The organism is Aeromicrobium ginsengisoli (genome assembly GCF_004134905.2).
GTDB classification, from domain to species: domain Bacteria; phylum Actinomycetota; class Actinomycetes; order Propionibacteriales; family Nocardioidaceae; genus Aeromicrobium; species Aeromicrobium ginsengisoli.
Genome location: NZ_SDPQ02000003.1, coordinates 439,374 through 454,964, shown reverse-complemented (window position 1 = coordinate 454,964; position 15,591 = coordinate 439,374). Strand labels below are relative to the sequence as shown.

The 15,591-nt window shown below is 69.0% G+C and carries 18 protein-coding genes and 1 tRNA gene; 16 read left to right on the top strand and 3 right to left on the bottom strand.

The window, feature by feature from the left end:
- Positions 1-2 precede the first annotated feature (2 nt).
- The 11 genes from ESP70_RS15355 (at position 3) to ESP70_RS15305 (ending at position 10,268) form a co-directional block, all read left to right on the top strand.
- Positions 3-797: a CpaE/TadZ family protein gene (locus ESP70_RS15355; RefSeq protein WP_149690193.1), complete on the top strand. Its 795-nt coding sequence runs from the start codon at positions 3-5 to the stop codon at positions 795-797.
- Positions 794-2,101, top strand: a complete 1,308-nt coding sequence (locus ESP70_RS15350) for a TadA family conjugal transfer-associated ATPase (protein ID WP_149690192.1) — start codon at positions 794-796, stop codon at positions 2,099-2,101. Before ESP70_RS15355 ends, ESP70_RS15350 begins: the two co-directional genes overlap by 4 nt.
- 3 nt (positions 2,102-2,104) lie before the next feature.
- A complete protein-coding gene (locus tag ESP70_RS15345) occupies positions 2,105-2,989 on the top strand; it encodes a type II secretion system F family protein (protein WP_149690191.1) in 885 nt (294 codons plus the stop codon).
- Positions 2,986-3,888 (top strand): type II secretion system F family protein, encoded by a 903-nt coding sequence (locus ESP70_RS15340; protein WP_149690190.1) that lies wholly within the window; start codon positions 2,986-2,988, stop codon positions 3,886-3,888. Before ESP70_RS15345 ends, ESP70_RS15340 begins: the two co-directional genes overlap by 4 nt.
- Before the next feature lie 32 nt (positions 3,889-3,920).
- Positions 3,921-4,139 (top strand): hypothetical protein, encoded by a 219-nt coding sequence (locus ESP70_RS15335; protein ID WP_056210787.1) that lies wholly within the window; start codon positions 3,921-3,923, stop codon positions 4,137-4,139.
- A gap of 1 nt (position 4,140) precedes the next feature.
- Complete coding sequence (locus ESP70_RS20465; protein WP_246162086.1) at positions 4,141-4,548, top strand: TadE/TadG family type IV pilus assembly protein; 408 nt, start codon at positions 4,141-4,143, stop codon at positions 4,546-4,548.
- Positions 4,545-4,988 carry a TadE family protein gene (locus tag ESP70_RS15325; protein WP_149690188.1) on the top strand — a complete coding sequence of 148 codons (444 nt, stop codon included), beginning with the start codon at positions 4,545-4,547 and terminating at the stop codon, positions 4,986-4,988. The genes ESP70_RS20465 and ESP70_RS15325 overlap by 4 nt, the downstream gene beginning before the upstream one ends.
- Positions 4,985-5,629 carry a Tad domain-containing protein gene (locus ESP70_RS15320; RefSeq protein WP_149690187.1) on the top strand — a complete coding sequence of 215 codons (645 nt, stop codon included), beginning with the start codon at positions 4,985-4,987 and terminating at the stop codon, positions 5,627-5,629. The genes ESP70_RS15325 and ESP70_RS15320 overlap by 4 nt, the downstream gene beginning before the upstream one ends.
- A gap of 159 nt (positions 5,630-5,788) precedes the next feature.
- Positions 5,789-6,382, top strand: a complete 594-nt coding sequence (locus tag ESP70_RS15315) for a hypothetical protein (protein WP_149690186.1) — start codon at positions 5,789-5,791, stop codon at positions 6,380-6,382.
- Positions 6,383-6,507: 125 nt separating this feature from the next.
- Positions 6,508-7,446: a hypothetical protein gene (locus ESP70_RS15310; RefSeq protein WP_149690185.1), complete on the top strand. Its 939-nt coding sequence runs from the start codon at positions 6,508-6,510 to the stop codon at positions 7,444-7,446.
- Positions 7,447-7,466: 20 nt separating this feature from the next.
- Positions 7,467-10,268, top strand: a complete 2,802-nt coding sequence (locus ESP70_RS15305; protein WP_149690184.1) for a LysM peptidoglycan-binding domain-containing protein — start codon at positions 7,467-7,469, stop codon at positions 10,266-10,268.
- Between the two features lie 64 nt (positions 10,269-10,332).
- Here the strand turns inward: ESP70_RS15305 and ESP70_RS20575 are convergent, their stop codons facing one another.
- Positions 10,333-10,464 carry a hypothetical protein gene (locus tag ESP70_RS20575; protein ID WP_268750609.1) on the bottom strand — a complete coding sequence of 44 codons (132 nt, stop codon included), beginning with the start codon at positions 10,462-10,464 and terminating at the stop codon, positions 10,333-10,335.
- A gap of 104 nt (positions 10,465-10,568) precedes the next feature.
- Between ESP70_RS20575 and ESP70_RS15300 the strand changes: the two genes are divergently transcribed.
- The 4 genes from ESP70_RS15300 (at position 10,569) to ESP70_RS15285 (ending at position 14,026) form a co-directional block, all read left to right on the top strand.
- Entirely contained in the window at positions 10,569-11,486 is a 918-nt protein-coding gene (locus ESP70_RS15300; protein ID WP_149690183.1) for a LysR family transcriptional regulator, read from the top strand.
- Between the two features lie 91 nt (positions 11,487-11,577).
- Positions 11,578-11,757: a YegP family protein gene (locus ESP70_RS15295; protein ID WP_149690182.1), complete on the top strand. Its 180-nt coding sequence runs from the start codon at positions 11,578-11,580 to the stop codon at positions 11,755-11,757.
- 252 nt (positions 11,758-12,009) lie between these two features.
- Positions 12,010-13,383: a ricin-type beta-trefoil lectin domain protein gene (locus ESP70_RS15290; protein WP_246162045.1), complete on the top strand. Its 1,374-nt coding sequence runs from the start codon at positions 12,010-12,012 to the stop codon at positions 13,381-13,383.
- A gap of 100 nt (positions 13,384-13,483) precedes the next feature.
- Entirely contained in the window at positions 13,484-14,026 is a 543-nt protein-coding gene (locus ESP70_RS15285; protein ID WP_188110657.1) for a sugar O-acetyltransferase, read from the top strand.
- A 183-nt stretch (positions 14,027-14,209) separates the two neighbouring features.
- On the opposite strand, the gene ESP70_RS15280 is transcribed toward ESP70_RS15285, so the two are convergent.
- Positions 14,210-14,280, bottom strand: a tRNA-Gly gene (locus ESP70_RS15280).
- Between the two features lie 58 nt (positions 14,281-14,338).
- On the opposite strand from ESP70_RS15280, the gene dcd reads away from it, so the two are divergent.
- Entirely contained in the window at positions 14,339-14,914 is a 576-nt protein-coding gene (dcd, locus tag ESP70_RS15275; protein ID WP_149690180.1) for a dCTP deaminase, read from the top strand.
- 52 nt (positions 14,915-14,966) lie between these two features.
- Here dcd and ESP70_RS15270 read toward each other — a convergent pair whose 3' ends face one another.
- Complete coding sequence (locus tag ESP70_RS15270; RefSeq protein WP_149690179.1) at positions 14,967-15,536, bottom strand: hypothetical protein; 570 nt, start codon at positions 15,534-15,536, stop codon at positions 14,967-14,969.
- Positions 15,537-15,591: the final 55 nt, after the last annotated feature.

Below are 15,591 nucleotides of genomic sequence, written 5' to 3'. Positions count from 1 at the left end.
GCATGGGAATGGTTGCCGTTGCCTCGGCGAAGGGATCGCCCGGCGTGACCACGGCGGCGTTGTTGTTCGCCGCCCTGTGGCCGCGGCCCAGCGTCATGGTCGAGTGCGACCCGTCGGGGGGTGACGTCGCGCTGCGCATGCCCGGCATCGACGGCGAGCCGCTCGATCCCAACCCGGGCCTGCTCAACCTCGTGGCCGCCGGCCGCAAGTCGCTCTATCCCGAGCTGGTCTCCCAGCACGTCGAGCAGATCGTCGGCGGGCTCGACGTCGTCACCGGCATGACGGCGCCGGAGCAGGCGTCGGGGTTGGGCCAGTGGGGCCAGCTCGGCCTGCTGTTCGCGCACCTCCCCGGCACCGACACGGTCGTCGACCTCGGCCGCATCGGAGCCGAGACGCCGCAGAACGCCCTGCTGGCCTCGGCATCGGCAGTGGTGATGCTCGTCGACACCGTGCCGAGCAGCGTCGTGCATCTGCGCGAGCGCCTGCGCAAGGTCAGCGACACGCTCGGCGGGGCCGCCGGTGCGCCGATCTATGTCGTCGTGGTCGCGCCTCCCAAGCGTTCGCGCACCGTCAACGAGATCCGTGACGCCATCGAGCGTTCAGCGACGCCGGTCGCGGCGGTCCACCACCTGGCGACCGACGAGACCGGGGCCGGCTTCTTCCTGGGCCAGGTCGTCGGCAATCCCGCCCGCACGCAGCTCGTACGCTCGGCGCAGCCGATCGTCGACGAGCTCGCGGCTCGCACGATGGGCGCGTTCCGGCCGGTCGAGCAGTCCAGCCCGGAGGTTGCCTCATGATCGACCACGACCTCGTCCGTGCGCTCCGCGGCCAGGTTGCCGACAGGCTCAACGAGCAGCGTCGCCGCGACCAGATCAGCGGCGTCGCACCGATGAACGTCGACGACGAGCGCGAGTACGCCCGGTCGTTGATCATCCAGGTCCTCGAGGACCACGCCCGCTACGAGGTCGCCGAAGGCCGTTCGCCGATCCCGGCCGACATCGAGGGCCAGGTCGCCTCCGCGATCCACTCGGCACTGTTCGGCGTCGGCCGGCTCGAGCCGCTGCTGTCCGACCCCGACGTCGAGAACATCGACATCAACGGCTGTGACCACGTGTTCGTCCAGTACGCCGACGGGCGTGAAGAGCGTCACCCGCCCGTCGCGGAGACCGACGACGAGCTCGTCGAGCTGGTCCAGGTCCTGGCCGCCCACACCGGCCTGTCGAGCCGGCCGTTCGACTCGGCCAACCCGCAGCTCGACCTCCGGCTGCCCGACGGGTCGCGTCTGTCCGCCGTCATGAACGTGTGCGCGCGACCGTCGATCTCGGTGCGCAAGGCGCGCCTCGGCCGGGTGTTCCTGCACGAGCTCGTCGCCAACGGCACGATGTCGCCCGAGATCGGCTCGTTCCTGACCGCCGCGGTCAAGGCGCGCAAGAACATCATGATCGCCGGAGCGACCAACGCCGGCAAGACCACGATGCTCCGCGCTTTGGCCAACGTGATCCCGGCGTCGGAGCGCCTCATCACCGTCGAGCGGGCCCTCGAGGTCGGCCTCGGCGAGTACGAGGACCTGCACCCCAACGTCGTCTCGTTCGAGGAGCGGCTCGGCAACTCCGAAGGCCTCGGCCACGTCTCGATGGCCGAGCTCGTACGCCGCTCGCTGCGCATGAACCCCTCGCGGGTCATCGTCGGTGAGGTGCTGGGCGACGAGATCGTCACGATGCTCAACGCCATGAGCCAAGGCAACGACGGCTCGCTGTCGACGATCCACGCCAACTCCTCGCTCGAGGTGTTCAACCGCATCGGCACCTACGCGATCCAGAGCCGCGAGCGGCTGCCGCTCGAGGCCACGACGATGCTGATCGCCGGCGCCCTCGACTTCGTCGTGTTCATCCGCAAGCACAACGACCACGCGACCGGCGGCGGACAGGTCCGTGTCGTCGAGAGCATCCGCGAGGTCGTCGGTCACGACGGCCAGGTGCTGTCCAACGAGGTGTTCGCGCCGGACGGCGACGGCCGGGCCGTGCCGCACTCGCCGATCGGCTGCATCGCCGACCTCCAGGACCACGGCTACCAGCCCATGGTCCACGGCAGGTGGACCTAGACCATGTTGGAGGACTACCGGATACCCCTCGCGGTCACGACGGGAGCACTGCTCGGCCTCGGCTGCGTGCTCCTGGTCTTCGCGCTCCGGGGCGGGGAGTCCGGCACGGTCGAGGGCGCGACGCCGCAGCGCCGCAGGGTGTCCTCGCGTACGACCCGGCGCCGCGGGCAGCAGCTGCTCGCCGGAGCGCTCGTGGGCGTCGTGATCCTCGCGCTGACCCGCTGGGTCGTCCTCGCCGTGGTGCTCGGCGCGCTGGTCGCCTTCTGGGACCGCGTGTTCGGCGGCGCCCGCCACGAACGAGCGGCGATCGCCCGCATCGAAGGGCTCGCAGGCTGGATCGAGGCTCTTCGTGACACGATCGCCGGTGCCGTCGGCCTGGAGCAGGCGATCCCGGCGACCGCGGTCAACGCCGCCCCGTCGATCCGCCCCGCGCTCAACCTCCTGGTCGACCGCCTGCGCGTACGCGAACCTCTGCCCGACGCGCTCATGAAGTTCTCCGAGGATCTCGACGACCCGTCCGCAGACCTCGTCGTCGCGGCCCTGATCCTCAACGCCCGCCTCCGCGGTCCGGGCCTGCGTGACGTCCTCACGGCGCTGGCCAGCTCGGCCCGCGACGAGCTCGACGTACGTCGCCGGGTGGAGTCGAGCCGGCGCAGCACCCGCCGCAGCGTCCAGGTCGTCGTGGGCGTCATCGCCGGCGTCGCGACCCTGCTCGTGCTCTTCAACCGCGAGTACGTCAAGCCCTACGGCACCGTCGAAGGTCAGACGGTCCTGGCCGTGGTGCTCGCGGTCTTCGGCCTCAGCGTGTTCTGGCTCCGCAGCCTGTCCGGTGTGAGCGAGCCCGAACGCTTCCTCATCACCCCCACGACGAAGGTGCCGGAAGCATGATCCTCGAGCTGCTCGCAGGCGCCAGCGTCGGCGCCGGCATCCTCATCATCGTGGTGCTGCTCAGCCGTCCTGTGCCCGGTGTCGCCGCGACCCTCAGCAGGCTCGACCGCACGCGCCATTCACGTCGGTCGCTCACGGCGAGCGCTGCCGGGGCGGGCGCCGACGGCCGACTCGAGCGCATCCGCGAGACCGTCGGCGAGCGCATCGAGGCCGAGGTCTCGGCTCGCGGCTGGCAGCTCATGCGTACGCGTGAGGATCTCGCGGTCATGAACCGGCCGATGACCACGCACCTCGGTACCAAGGCACTGCTGGGCCTGACCGCGTTCATCTGGTTCCCCGCCGTGGTCTTCCTGTTCGGGTTCGGCGGCAACGGTGGGCTCCCGATCGTGTTCGCACTCATTGCGGGCATCTTCGCCTTCTTCCTGCCCGACCTGACCCTGCACCGCGAGGCCGAGTCGCGTCGCCGCGACTTCCGTCACGTGACCGGCGCATTCCTCGATCTCGTGGCGATGAACCTCGCCGGTGGACGAGGCCTCCCCGAGGCGCTCATGGCGGCGTCGTCGTTCGGCGACCACTGGGCGATGGTGCGCATGCGCCAGGCGCTGTCCAACGCCCGCATCATGGGCTGGACCCCGTGGGAGGGCATCGCGAGGCTCGGCCGTGACCTCGGCGTCGACGAGCTGCGCGACCTGGCGTCGGCCCTCGCCCTGGCCGGTGACGAGGGCGCGAGGATCCGCCTGTCCCTCATGGCACGGGCCGAGAGCATGCGTCGCAAGGAGATGGTCGACATCGAGGGAGCGGCTGGCGAGAGCTCGCAGTCGATGTTGATGGCACAGCTGCTGATGTGCATAGCGTTCTTGGTATTCTTGGCCTATCCAGCCGTCAGCCAGCTCAGGTAGGCGACGGTTTCCATGCGTCGGGGGAAGATTTCGTGTCAGCAGAACTGTTCTACGCCAGGGCAATCATCGCGTACGTCCACGCCCGCGCAGACCGGGCACGACGTGCAGGCTTCAACGAGCGCGGCGCCTCCGCGATCGAGTGGGCCATCATCTCGGCGGTCGTCGTCGTCCTCGCGCTCGTGGTCGCCAAGGTCATCCAGGGCGTCGTCGAGGACAACTCCAACAAGATCCAGCAAGGTTCCAACACCTGAGCTGCGCGTTCGTCGTGAGCGCGGCACCAGCGCGGTCGAGTTCTCGATCATCGCGCCGGTCTTCCTGCTCCTGATCTTCACGATCATCCAGGCGGGTCTCTATCTCTATGCGCGCAACACCGCGCAGTCGGCGTCGCGCGAGGGCGTCTCCTACCTGCGGCTGGCCGGCAACAACTCCGACCCGCGCGCGTTCGTCAACGCTGCCGAGGACGTCACCGAGGGCTATGCCACCAAGATCGGCCGGCTCAAGAACGTCACCGCGGTCGGCTCGATCGACACCAAGACCGGGCGCGTGACGATGCTCGTGATCGGTGACGCCGTGCTTCCGCTGGGCGGTTCCGTCGAGATCCAGCAGTCCTCCGAGGCGACGCTCGAGCAGTTCAGGGGCGACACGAGGGACTCGCCGTGAGGCGCGAGGACCGCGGCTCGGCCAGCCTCGAGCTGGTCATCGTCGCCCCGTTCCTGCTGGCGCTGATGATGCTGATCATCGCGTTCGGCCGCTACGCCCAGACCGAGAACCTCGTCGACCAGGCAGCCCGCGACGCGGCCCGCGCGGCGACGGCCCAGAACGTACGCGCCGACGTCCCCAAGACCGTCAACGAGGTCATCGCCGACGCCATGGCCGATGCGCCGTCGTCGTGCCGCGACACTGCGGTGGCCGACCCGCCGGTGTTGAGCAAGACCGCGTTCGACCTGCCCGATCCCAACAACCCCTTGGCGATCGACACCGTCTCGGTGACGGTGCACTGCACGCTCGACCTCAGCGATCTCGCCGCCCTGCCGCTCAAGTCGGTCCACATCACGCGTACGTTCACGAGTCCGCTCGACCGCTACCGGGGCTACCGATGAAGCGCCGCGACGAGACCGGCTCGATCACACCGTTCGTCGTGATCGTGTCGCTCGCGATCATCCTGCTGGCAGCGCTGGTCGTCGACGGCGGGCGGCAGCTCAACGCCAAGGGCCGCGCCGTCGCCTACGCGCAGGAGGCGGCCCGGGCGGGGGCGCAGGCGATCGACGTCGCCGACCCGCGCCTCGACCTCGTGCCCGAGGACGCGCTCAGGGCGGCCCAGCAGTACTGCCAGCAGGCGATGGCGGCCGATTCGCAGCTCGTGAAGTGTCGCGCCGAGATCACCCGGATCGACGATCCCGGGGGTGCGTTCAATGCCGTCACGGTGTCCACCCAGATCAGGATCAAGGCGATCCTCCTCGGCATGATCCGCAAGTCCGTGCTCAACGCCTCCGGCGCTGCGCTGGCGCGCCCGGTCAGCGGCATCTCCGAGCCCGACAGCGGCAAGGTGCCCACCGTCGGACCGCCCTCGGTCGCGCCCCCGGCAACCGGCAACCCGACCGCCACGGCGCCGCCCACGCCACCCGAGGTCGAGGTGACGCCGTGCACCCCCAAGCCGACGGACAAGCCGACGCCGACGGACAAGCCCGACGACGACAAGGACGACAAGGACAAGCCCGACGAGTGCAAGAAGCCGGACTGAACCTGCTCCTTCACCCACCCCTGCTTGCACCGCCGACCGAGGCCTTGCCGAGGTCCCGGCGATATGGCGGTTCGGGGGCGACTGGTTCGTTTACCGGCCCTGTTCATTTCTCGGTATGCTGATGGGGTTCTGCAACAGGATGTCCGGGGGGAATCTTTCGTGAGTCGGCAATCGTTGGTGGCCAGCGTCGCAGTGCTGGCGCTGCTCTTGGGCGTGTCTGCCTGCGGCAGCGACGACGACAAGGCCGACCCGAAGCCGACCAGGACAACGGCGTCACCCACGCCGACCACACCGACGCAGCCCAAGGGTGCCGACGGCGTGACGGTCGAGATCCAGAACTGGGACGCCCATGCCGATGATCCCGCTGTGCTCGCGTGGAAGCAGGCGACCGAGGCATTCAGTGCGTCGAGCAACAACCGCAAGGTCCTGCCCGGCATGCGCACCGCATACAGCAAGCCCATCTTTCGCCAGTACGTCCGCAATCTCCAGACGTACGTCTGGAAGAACGATTGGCACGTGACCCCGAGGATCCCGGCCAAGGTTCAGCAGTCCCGAATCTCAGGATCCAAGGCCACGCTGGTGACGTGCTTGTGGGCGCCGGCCTACGCGCTCCGCAAGGAGAACGGCTCGCTCGTCGCCAAGACAGCCGAGAAGTGGAGTCGTGAGAACGTCGAGCTGAAGTCGGTCGACGGTCGATGGGTCATCACGAAGGACACATTCAAGGGCTATTGCTCAGGAGGCGCACCCGCATGATGACGATTCGGCGAGCGATGGCGGCCGTCCTGCTTGCAAGTGGGCTGGGCGCCGCCGGTCTGATGACCTCCCCCGCGAACGCTGGTGAATGCTCGCAGGCCACGCCTCAGTTCTGCGATCCGGTCGTGACCGACCCAGATCCCGAGCAGGATGACCTCAGCACCCGCACGCAGGTCGACGACTTCAAGACCGACACGACGTCGTGCTCGGTGTATGCCAACGGCACCGGCATGGGGATGTACTGCAACACGTTCGGCGGCGGCGACACCAAGACCCTGCGGGAGAAGTACGGCGACCAGAAGTTCCAGCAGTGCCGCTACAGCGAGCTGCCGCCGACGGTCAAGGAGCCCTACAACGCCAACCCCGACAAGGGCCGGTTCATGTTGATGACCTGCCTGGACAACATCGACTTCGACACTTACAACGGCGGCCCCAACCGCACACTTTCGCTGTCGATCGTGTTCGTCCCGTTCGGCACCGACACGAGCGACCATCACAACGGCATCACGGACTTCCTGTGGAACCAGATCGACCGCAACAAGCCCATGCCGGTGCCGTTCCTCGTGGCGCGGCCCAACTCCACGCCGTTGGTCGGCATTCCGACGTTCTTCACGTTCCAGTGGATGGATCCGGCCACGCAGACTCCGATGGAGGAGACGAGGAACGGCGGAGCCTACCGCGAGGTCACGGCCGGTGACGTCGTCATGCGGGCCCGCGCGACCAAGGTCGTCATCAATCCGCAGCAGCAGGGCATCAAGGCGACGACGTGCTTGGCGGACGCTCCCTACCGGGAGGGCGAGCTGCCCCGCAACCAGCCTGCTGACGCCTGCTCGATCATCTTCCCGCGGTCGTCGGCGTCGGCCCGCAAGTACGCCACCAAGCCGATCCCGGCCAACATCAAGGACGCCTTCTACGCTGACGTCACCGTCACGTGGGAGGTCACCTACGGCGAGGTCGGCGGCGAGAGCCACACGCTCGGCAACGGATTCTCGATGCGTATGCGTCAGGTCCTGCCGGTCCAAGAGGTCCAGGCGCCCAACCAGCCCCCCACCGTCATCTACTGAGTCGACAACAGGAGAGAACGATGACATCCACCATCGAACGATCTCCGCACAACCGGCTGCCCGCGATCACCGAGGAGCCCAGCCGGTTCCGGCAGGTCGCGACCGGCATCCTCGCGCTGCTCGGCACGCTCGCCATCGTGTTCGGCGTGCCCGTCGCACTGCTCGCGGCGTTCGGCACCCCGTGGCCCGACCAGAAGCCGAGCGTCGAGTGGCTCAGCACGCCGACCACTGGTGAGACGGTCCTGAGCGTGCTCGCTGTCGTCGTCTGGCTCGCCTGGGCGCACTTCGTCGTGTGCCTGGTGGTCGAGGCGGTCGCGGAGCGTCGCAAGAGTGGCCTGGCGCCCCGCATCCCCGGTGGCGGCATCGGCACGCAAGGCCTGGCTCGCCGGCTGGTCAGCTCGATCGTCCTGCTCGCCGCAGCGACCTCGGTGGGCATGTCGTCGGCCTCGGCCGTCGAGGCGTCGGCACCCACGCAAGCGTCGCAGAGTCACCTCGTCAGCGCCGCGCTGGAGTCGCCGGCCGTCCCGCAGGCCGATCGAGCCGAGCTGGCCGACGGCACGCTGCCGGCGGTCAAGACGCTCGACGACGCCACCCCGGTCGACCTCGCAGAGGGCGTCACGACCTACTACGACGTCAAGCCGCCGGACGGCCGTCACTACGACACGTTGTGGGACATCGCCGACCGCTACCTCGGCGACGGCTTCCGCTACAAGGAGATCTGGGACCTCAACAAGGGCGTCACCCAGCCTGATGGCCGGGTGCTCCAGAAGGCCGACCTGATCTATCCCGGCTGGGTCATGAAGCTGCCCAACGATGCCAAGGGCCCCGGCCTCAAGGTGATCGACCATGCGGCCGACGCCAAGGTCGACGAGCCGGCTGCTGACGTCGATCAGGCCGCGCCGATCGACGAGGTCGACACCGCCGCCGTCGCCGACCAGGCTGACGTCGCCACGGCCGACGACGCGGGTGGCGGCATTCACCTCGGTTCCTGGTCGCCGCTGTTCGGCGTCGCGGGCGGCCTGGTCGTCGCCGGCGCATCGCTTGCGCTGCGGCGTCGTCGCAACGCGGCACCGGCTGCCGCCTGGTGGTCGGCGCGTACGCCCACGGACCCCGACCCGCACCACCCCGATCCGGGCTCGCCGCCCCCTGGCGCCAAGCTCCGCGACGAGGCCGACCTCGAGACTGCGAGCTGGCTCAACCGCGCCCTGCGCTCGCTCGGCGGTGCACCGGGCATGCCGGCGCCGTTGCGTGCCTCGGTCAGCGGTGGCGGCATGGCGATCGCGTTCGACGTGGTCCCTGACGTCGCGCCACCGGCTGGCTGGTCGGCGCGAGCCAAGGTGTGGACGCTCGACCGCGATCACGACCCGGAGTCCCCGGGCCTGTCCGCGCTGCCGGGCATGGCGAGCGTCGGTCGCCGCGACGACGGCAGCATCCTCATGCTCGATCCCGAGTCGATCAGCGGCGTCCTGTCGCTCGACGGCGACAGCGAGACCGCTCGAGGAGTGGCGCTCAGCATGGCGATCGACACCGCGACGCACGCGTGGGCCGATGATCGCCTGGTCACCCTCGTCGGTTTCGCCGGCGACGTCTCGACCATCGGCGAGGGTGCGATCCGCCGCACCGACGACCTCGAGCGGGTGCTCGAGAGCCTCGACAACGTCGCGCGGTTCCAGCGGGCCGCCTGCCGTGAGGCCGAGTCCCGCACGATCCGCGAGGCCCGCGCGACGGCGCCGACCGCGGACTGGACCTATCACCTGGTGGTCTGCTCGGGCGTTCCCAACGCCGACGAGCTGGCGCGTCTCGAGGCGCTGGCGTCCGACCCGCAGGTCGCGCTGGGTGTCGTCATCGTGGGCGGCGTCCGCGACGCGGCCGTACGCCTGACCGCTCGTCCCGACGGCCGCATCTCGTCACCCCTGCACAGCGTCGACGTGGCCGCGCAGGTCATCACGCCGGCGGCGGCCGACGCGCTCGCGAGCCTCTACGAACCCGTCCAGGCCGCCCGCCGCGTCAGCATCGACCAGCTGGTCGACACTCTCGAGGCCGAGCAGCAGATCACCGCAGCCCACGAGGCCGTCGCGAGCATCCGGGTCCTCGGACCGGTGCAGGTCGAGGCGTCCGGCGAGGTCGAGCCCGAGCGGGTCGCGTTCCTCACCGAGCTCGCCTGCTTCCTCGCGTTGCATCCGGCCGGCGTCCACGCCAACCGGATCAGTGCCGCGCTGTGGCCGCGCGGTGTCGATCCGCAGGTGCGCGACGGCGCCCTCCGTCAGGTCGCCGACTGGCTCGGCACGACCGCCGCAGGCACCGCCGCGCTGGAGCAGGAGTCGGGCGTCTGGCGCCTGGCACCCGGCGCCGTCGACCTCGACTGGGACAGGTTCCGCGAGGCGCTCAACCGCGCCGCCGAGGACGGCACCCGTCGCGAGACGCACATGCGTACGGCCCTTGCGCTCGTCGCCGGCCTCGCGTTCAGTGGCGTGCCGGTCGGTCGCTACGGCTGGCTCGAGTCCATGCCGGTCGAGGGCGACATCGCGATGGCGGTCAGCCTGACGGTGCAGGCCTGCGCTGAGGCGGCCGCCGCCCGCGACGACGAACCCGCGGCCCGCGCCGTGCTCGCCCAGGGACTCACGCTCCTGCCCGCGAGCGAGGAGCTGTGGCGCTCCAGGCTGCGTCTCGCTGCGCACTTCGGTGAGCGCGATGACCTGCGGAGCGTCGTCGACGAGATGTACGCCGCGATCGCCGAGCACGGTTCGGTCGTCGGCTCGTCCGCCGAGACCGACGTGCTGGTCGACGAGCTCGTGCCGGGCTATCGCACGCACGTCGCCTGACAGCCACCCCACACGACGAAGCCCCCGCGAGATCCTCGCGGGGGCTTCGTGGTGGCGCTTGGTGTCAGCGCAGGTTGAACGCGTGCGGGTGGACGCGGGTGGGCACGCGACCCTGGCCGTCGGTGAGGACGGTCCGGATGGTGCGGCCGACCCCGATCACGGTGATGGCGGCAATGGAGATTCCGAGGGCGATCATGGTGGCCTCCTTCAAGGCTTTGGGCGAGTTCGTACCTCAAGTATGGAACCGGCGATCGTCAAGCACAAGCGAATAGATCTACACCTAACGTGTAGCATTGCTACATGGACGTCTATCGACTCACTCTGCTGCGGGAACTCGCCGAACGAGGCACGGTGGGGGCGGTCGCCGACGCGATGAAGGTCACACCCTCGGCGGTCTCGCAGCAGCTCAAGGTGCTCGAGAAGGAGGCCGGCTACACCCTCGTCGAGCCCGCCGGCCGCGGTGTCGCGTTGACCGTGGCGGGTCGCGCTCTGGCCCAGACCGCGACGGAGATCGCCGTGGCGATCGAGCGCGCCGAGGGGCAGTGGCGCGAGTTCATGCGGCAGCCAGCCGGGCAGGTCACCCTCGCGACGTTTCCGACCGGCGGCGAGATGTTGCTGTCGGGCGTGCTGACCCGGCTGGCGGACGTACCGGAGGTCGAGCTGCTCTGCTCCGACGAGGACGGCATCACGACGGACTTCGCCGACCTCACCCCGGACCACGACATCGTCCTCGCGGACTCGCCGACGACGGCGGCGACGTGGCTCGAGCGAGGGCTCCAGGTCGTACCGCTGATGAGCGAGCCGCTCGACGTGGCGCTGCCCGAGGGGCATCCACTCGCGCGCAAGGCGAGCCTGTCGCCCAAGGACGTCGTGGCCGAGACGTGGATCGGCGTGCCACATGACTATCCGTTCGACCGTGTGCTGAGCCAGGTGGTGGCCGCGACCGGAGAGCCCGTGCGTGTGGCCCAGCGCATCTCTGACAACGGCATCGTGGAGTCGCTGGTCGCCGGGGGGCACGGCATCGCGATCCTGCCGCGCTTCACGACGCGTGAGCACGGCAACGGCCTCGTCACTCGGCCGCTGGTCGGCATCCGTGCCAAGCGGGAGATCTCGGCCCTGCTGCGGCCGGACCGGTTCGAGCGGCCGTCCGTGCGCCTCGTCGTGCAGGCGCTGCGGGACGAGGCGCGGGCCGTCGCCGACGCGCACGAAGCGGTCTGAGCCGCACGAGGTTGCAGACCCATTGTCTCGCGGGTCGTCACGCCATACGCTCACGTGTGTCGGGGGGTTCCGACGACACCAGGAGCACCTCATGGCGGGCACGTTCGAGCTCAAGACAGCGAAATCAGGCCAGTTCCACTTCAACCTCAAGGCTGGGAACGGGCAGATCATCGCCACCAGTGAGATGTACGAGAGCAAGGCATCGGCACTCAACGGCATCGAGTCGGTCAAGGCCAACGCGCCGGGTGCCGCGATCGACGACCAGACCTGACGGCCCGCTGCCATCAGGGCGGCTGCGCTGACCTTGGGCAACTCTTAGGTCCCCTGCGTTGCGCGGGGGTTGACGGATGATCATGGCGAGTGAGACCGTCGTCACACCCCAATGTTTACGCAAACAGGAAGGCTCTTCCCGACGATGTTTACGCAACCATCACTCCAATCGCAGCGTGCCCACCGATGGAGAAGGGCCTGTCACCGCATCGCCTCGGGGGCGATCGCGGCGACCGTCCTGGCAGCTGGTGCCGTGGTGGCGAGCGCGGTCGTGGCTCCGGCCGATGCAACGCCGGCGACCCACGGGCGCGGGACCACGAGCGACTTCCGCGGCGTCAACTGGGCGGATCCTCGTGACAACTACGCCTCCGACGAGGTCGTCCCGTCCGGGCTCAGCACCACCGACAGCTACGCCACGACCTACCGCAAGTCCACGGCGATCGTCTCGCAGTTCCGGCACAAGCTGAAGGCCAACACGATCCGGCTGCCGATCAACCCGTCCAGCGTCGGGACGAAGTGGTGGAAGTCGTACCAGGCCGCGATCGATGCGTCGACAGACCGCGGCTTCAAGGTGATCCTCAGCTACTGGGAGGCCAACGACGCCAAGGACGGACGGGTCGACAACACGGCGGCGTTCAACGCCATGTGGGACACCGTCGTACGGAAGTACCGCAACAACCCGCACGTGTACTTCGAGCCGATGAACGAGCCGTTCGGCTACTCCCTCGACGAGTGGGTCTCGCTGACCTCGTCGTGGCTGGCCCGGCACGGCGACGTCCCGCGCAAGCGCGTCGTCATCTCCGGCACGGGCTACAACGACAACGTCACCGGCGTCGGTGCGGCGCCGGAGCTCAAGGGCACGCTGCTGTCGCTGCACTTCTACGGTTTCTGGGCCTCCGACACGACCGAGGCTGCCTGGCTGGCGAACCTCAAGCCTCGCATCGGCTCGTACGGATGGCGCACGATCATCGATGAAGCCGGCTCGCCGATGACGACCGGGCTCAACTACGGCAACCACGAGGGCAACGTCTACACGTCATACCTCGGCGCGCTCACCCAGACCGCGCGCGAGCAGGGCATGGGGTTGGTCTACTGGCCCGGCCTGCGCGACGGCGATGCGTACTCGATGACGACGCGAGTCGGCGACCAGCTCGAGGTCAACAGTGAGAGCGGCTTGGCGCAGGTGCAGTGGGGCTGGGGCCTGCTGAAGACCGAGCCGACGAACGCTCTGCCGCCCGCGCCTCCGGGTGAGGTGCTGCGTGGTGTGGAGAGCAACCGCTGCGCCGATGTCCCCGGCTTCTCGACGACGAACGGCACGGCCCTCGATCTGTGGGACTGCAACGCAGGTGGCAACCAGCTGTGGAACTGGACCGCCGAGAAGCAGCTCACGGTGTACGCCAACAAGTGCCTCGCGATCGGTGGCGACGGGGCGAGCGCCGGCAGCCCGGTCGTCATCGCGGACTGCACGGGCGCGGCCGACCAGCAGTGGGAGCTGAACGCGAACCTGTCGGTCAGCAGCGTCAGCCACCCCGGACTGTGCCTCGAGGCTGCCGGCACCGGGAACGGCTCGGCGGTCACCGTCGAGTCCTGCAGCGGCGGGTCCAACCAGCAGTGGGCTCGTACGTAGCACCAGATCGTGGCCGCCCCCGAGTTCCTCCACTCGGGGGCGGCCGCACGTCCGGGCGAGCCTCCGGCGCCGCAGGATCGCGCCGGGAGATCATCGGGGGATGCCCGACGACTTCCTCATGCGGATCGACAGTCCCGAGTTCTCGGCGATGTCCGAGCGAGTCCTCGAGGTCACGGCACTGACGTCGCGCCTCAACGCGTTGCCGTTCGAGGACGAGGTCGGCAAGGCGGAGCTGTTCGAGCAGATCCTGGGGCGACCGCTGGCGCCGAGGGTGACGATCTATCCGCCGTTCTACACCGATCACGGCCTCAACCTGGACATCGCCGAGCGGGTGTTCATCAACCAGGGCTGCACGTTCCTGGACTACGCCGGCATCCGACTCGCCACGCGCGTGATGATCGCCCCGAAGGTCACGTTCATCACCGGTGGCCACCCGGTCGACCCCGCGGATCGGCGGGTGTGGCTGACCGGTGAGCCGATCGACGTGGAGGAGAACGTGTGGATCGGTGCGGGGGCCACGATCCTGCCCGGGGTCACGATCGGCCGGGACTCGGTGATCGCGGCGGGGGCCGTCGTTGCTGACGACGTACCGGCGCAGTCGCTGGTGACGGGTGGCAAGGCGACGGTGCAACGTACGTGGTGAGGTAGGCGCTCGACGCCGGAGCAGAGAGCCGATGACGGGATCCCTTCATGGGAGCCACTGACGGGATCCCTTTGAGGGAGGGGCTGGTGGGGCGGCTTCGCCGGGGGCAACCCCTCGACGGAGGGGCCCACTCGATTCCGCGGGATCGGCTCTCTGGCGTAGGCGCTCCGCGCCGGAGCAGAGAGCCGATGACGGGAATCGAACCCGCGTGTCTTGCTTGGGAAGCAAGCGCTCTGCCATTGAGCTACATCGGCGAGGCCGCAGAAGCGACCGAGACCAGACTACCGAAGCGGGATGCGTTAGTTTCGACTCGTGCTCCTCTCCGACCGCGACATCCTCGCCGAGATCGACGCCGGGCGGGTCGCCCTCGACCCCTTCGACCGCGAGATGATCCAGCCGTCCAGCATCGACGTACGGCTCGACAAGTTCTTCCGGGTGTTCGACAACCACAAGTACCCGCACATCGACCCCGCTGCCGACCAGTCCGACCTGACGCGTGAGGTCGAGGTGGGCAGCGACGAGGCGTTCATCCTGCACCCCGGCGAGTTCGTGCTCGGTTCGACGTACGAGCTGGTGACGCTGCCCGACGACATCGCTGCGCGCCTCGAGGGCAAGTCGTCGCTCGGCCGGCTCGGGCTGATGACGCACTCGACGGCCGGATTCATCGACCCCGGATTCTCCGGGCACGTGACCCTCGAGCTCGCCAACGTGGCGACGCTGCCGATCAAGCTCTACCCCGGCATGAAGATCGGCCAGGTCTGCTACTTCCGCCTGACCTCGCCGGCCGAGAACCCGTACGGATCGGCGAAGTACGGCTCCCGCTACCAGGGCCAGCGCGGACCGACGGCGTCGCGTTCGCACGCCAACTTCCACCGCACCGAGATCTGACGTACGCGAAAGGGCCCCGCACCGAGTGGTGCGGGGCCCTTCGTCGTACGGATCAGGCGCTGTGGCTCTTGCGAGCACGGAGCGCGATTGCTGCGCCCGACGCGGTCACGAGGGCGCCACCGGCGAGCAGCCAGACGAGCTCGAGGCCGCCTTCGGTCTGCTCGTCCGCCAGCCCGGCGTCGATCCGGGTGGGCAGCTTGACGGTGTCGGTCGACGGGACCTCGGCGACATCGGCGACCGGCTCGGTCTCGTCGGAGCTGTCGTCCTTGCCGCCGCCGTTGTTGGGGCCGTCCTTGTCGTCGTTGCCGCAGGTGCCGTGCGTGGGGCAGGGCTCCGGGTTGGTGATGACGTCCGGTCCGTCGGGGTGCGTGGGCTTCGGCTTCGGGGCGACCTTGTCCTCGGGGTCGACCGGCGGCTTCGGCTCGGGGAGCGCGACCTTGTCCTTCGGGTCGACCGGCTTGGGCTCGGGGATCGCGATGTCGTCGATCGGCGGCTGCGGGTCGGTGTGCGGCTGCGCGATGATGACGGGTCCGTCGGTGGCCATGGCGCTGGTCGACACCATCGTCAGGGCGGCGGTGGCCAGCGGTGCGGCGACGATCAGGTTGCGGATGATGCGGTTCATGTCGTTCTCCTGGTGGTGTGATGCTGCTGTTGGAAGTTGGTGGTGTTGCTTGCTC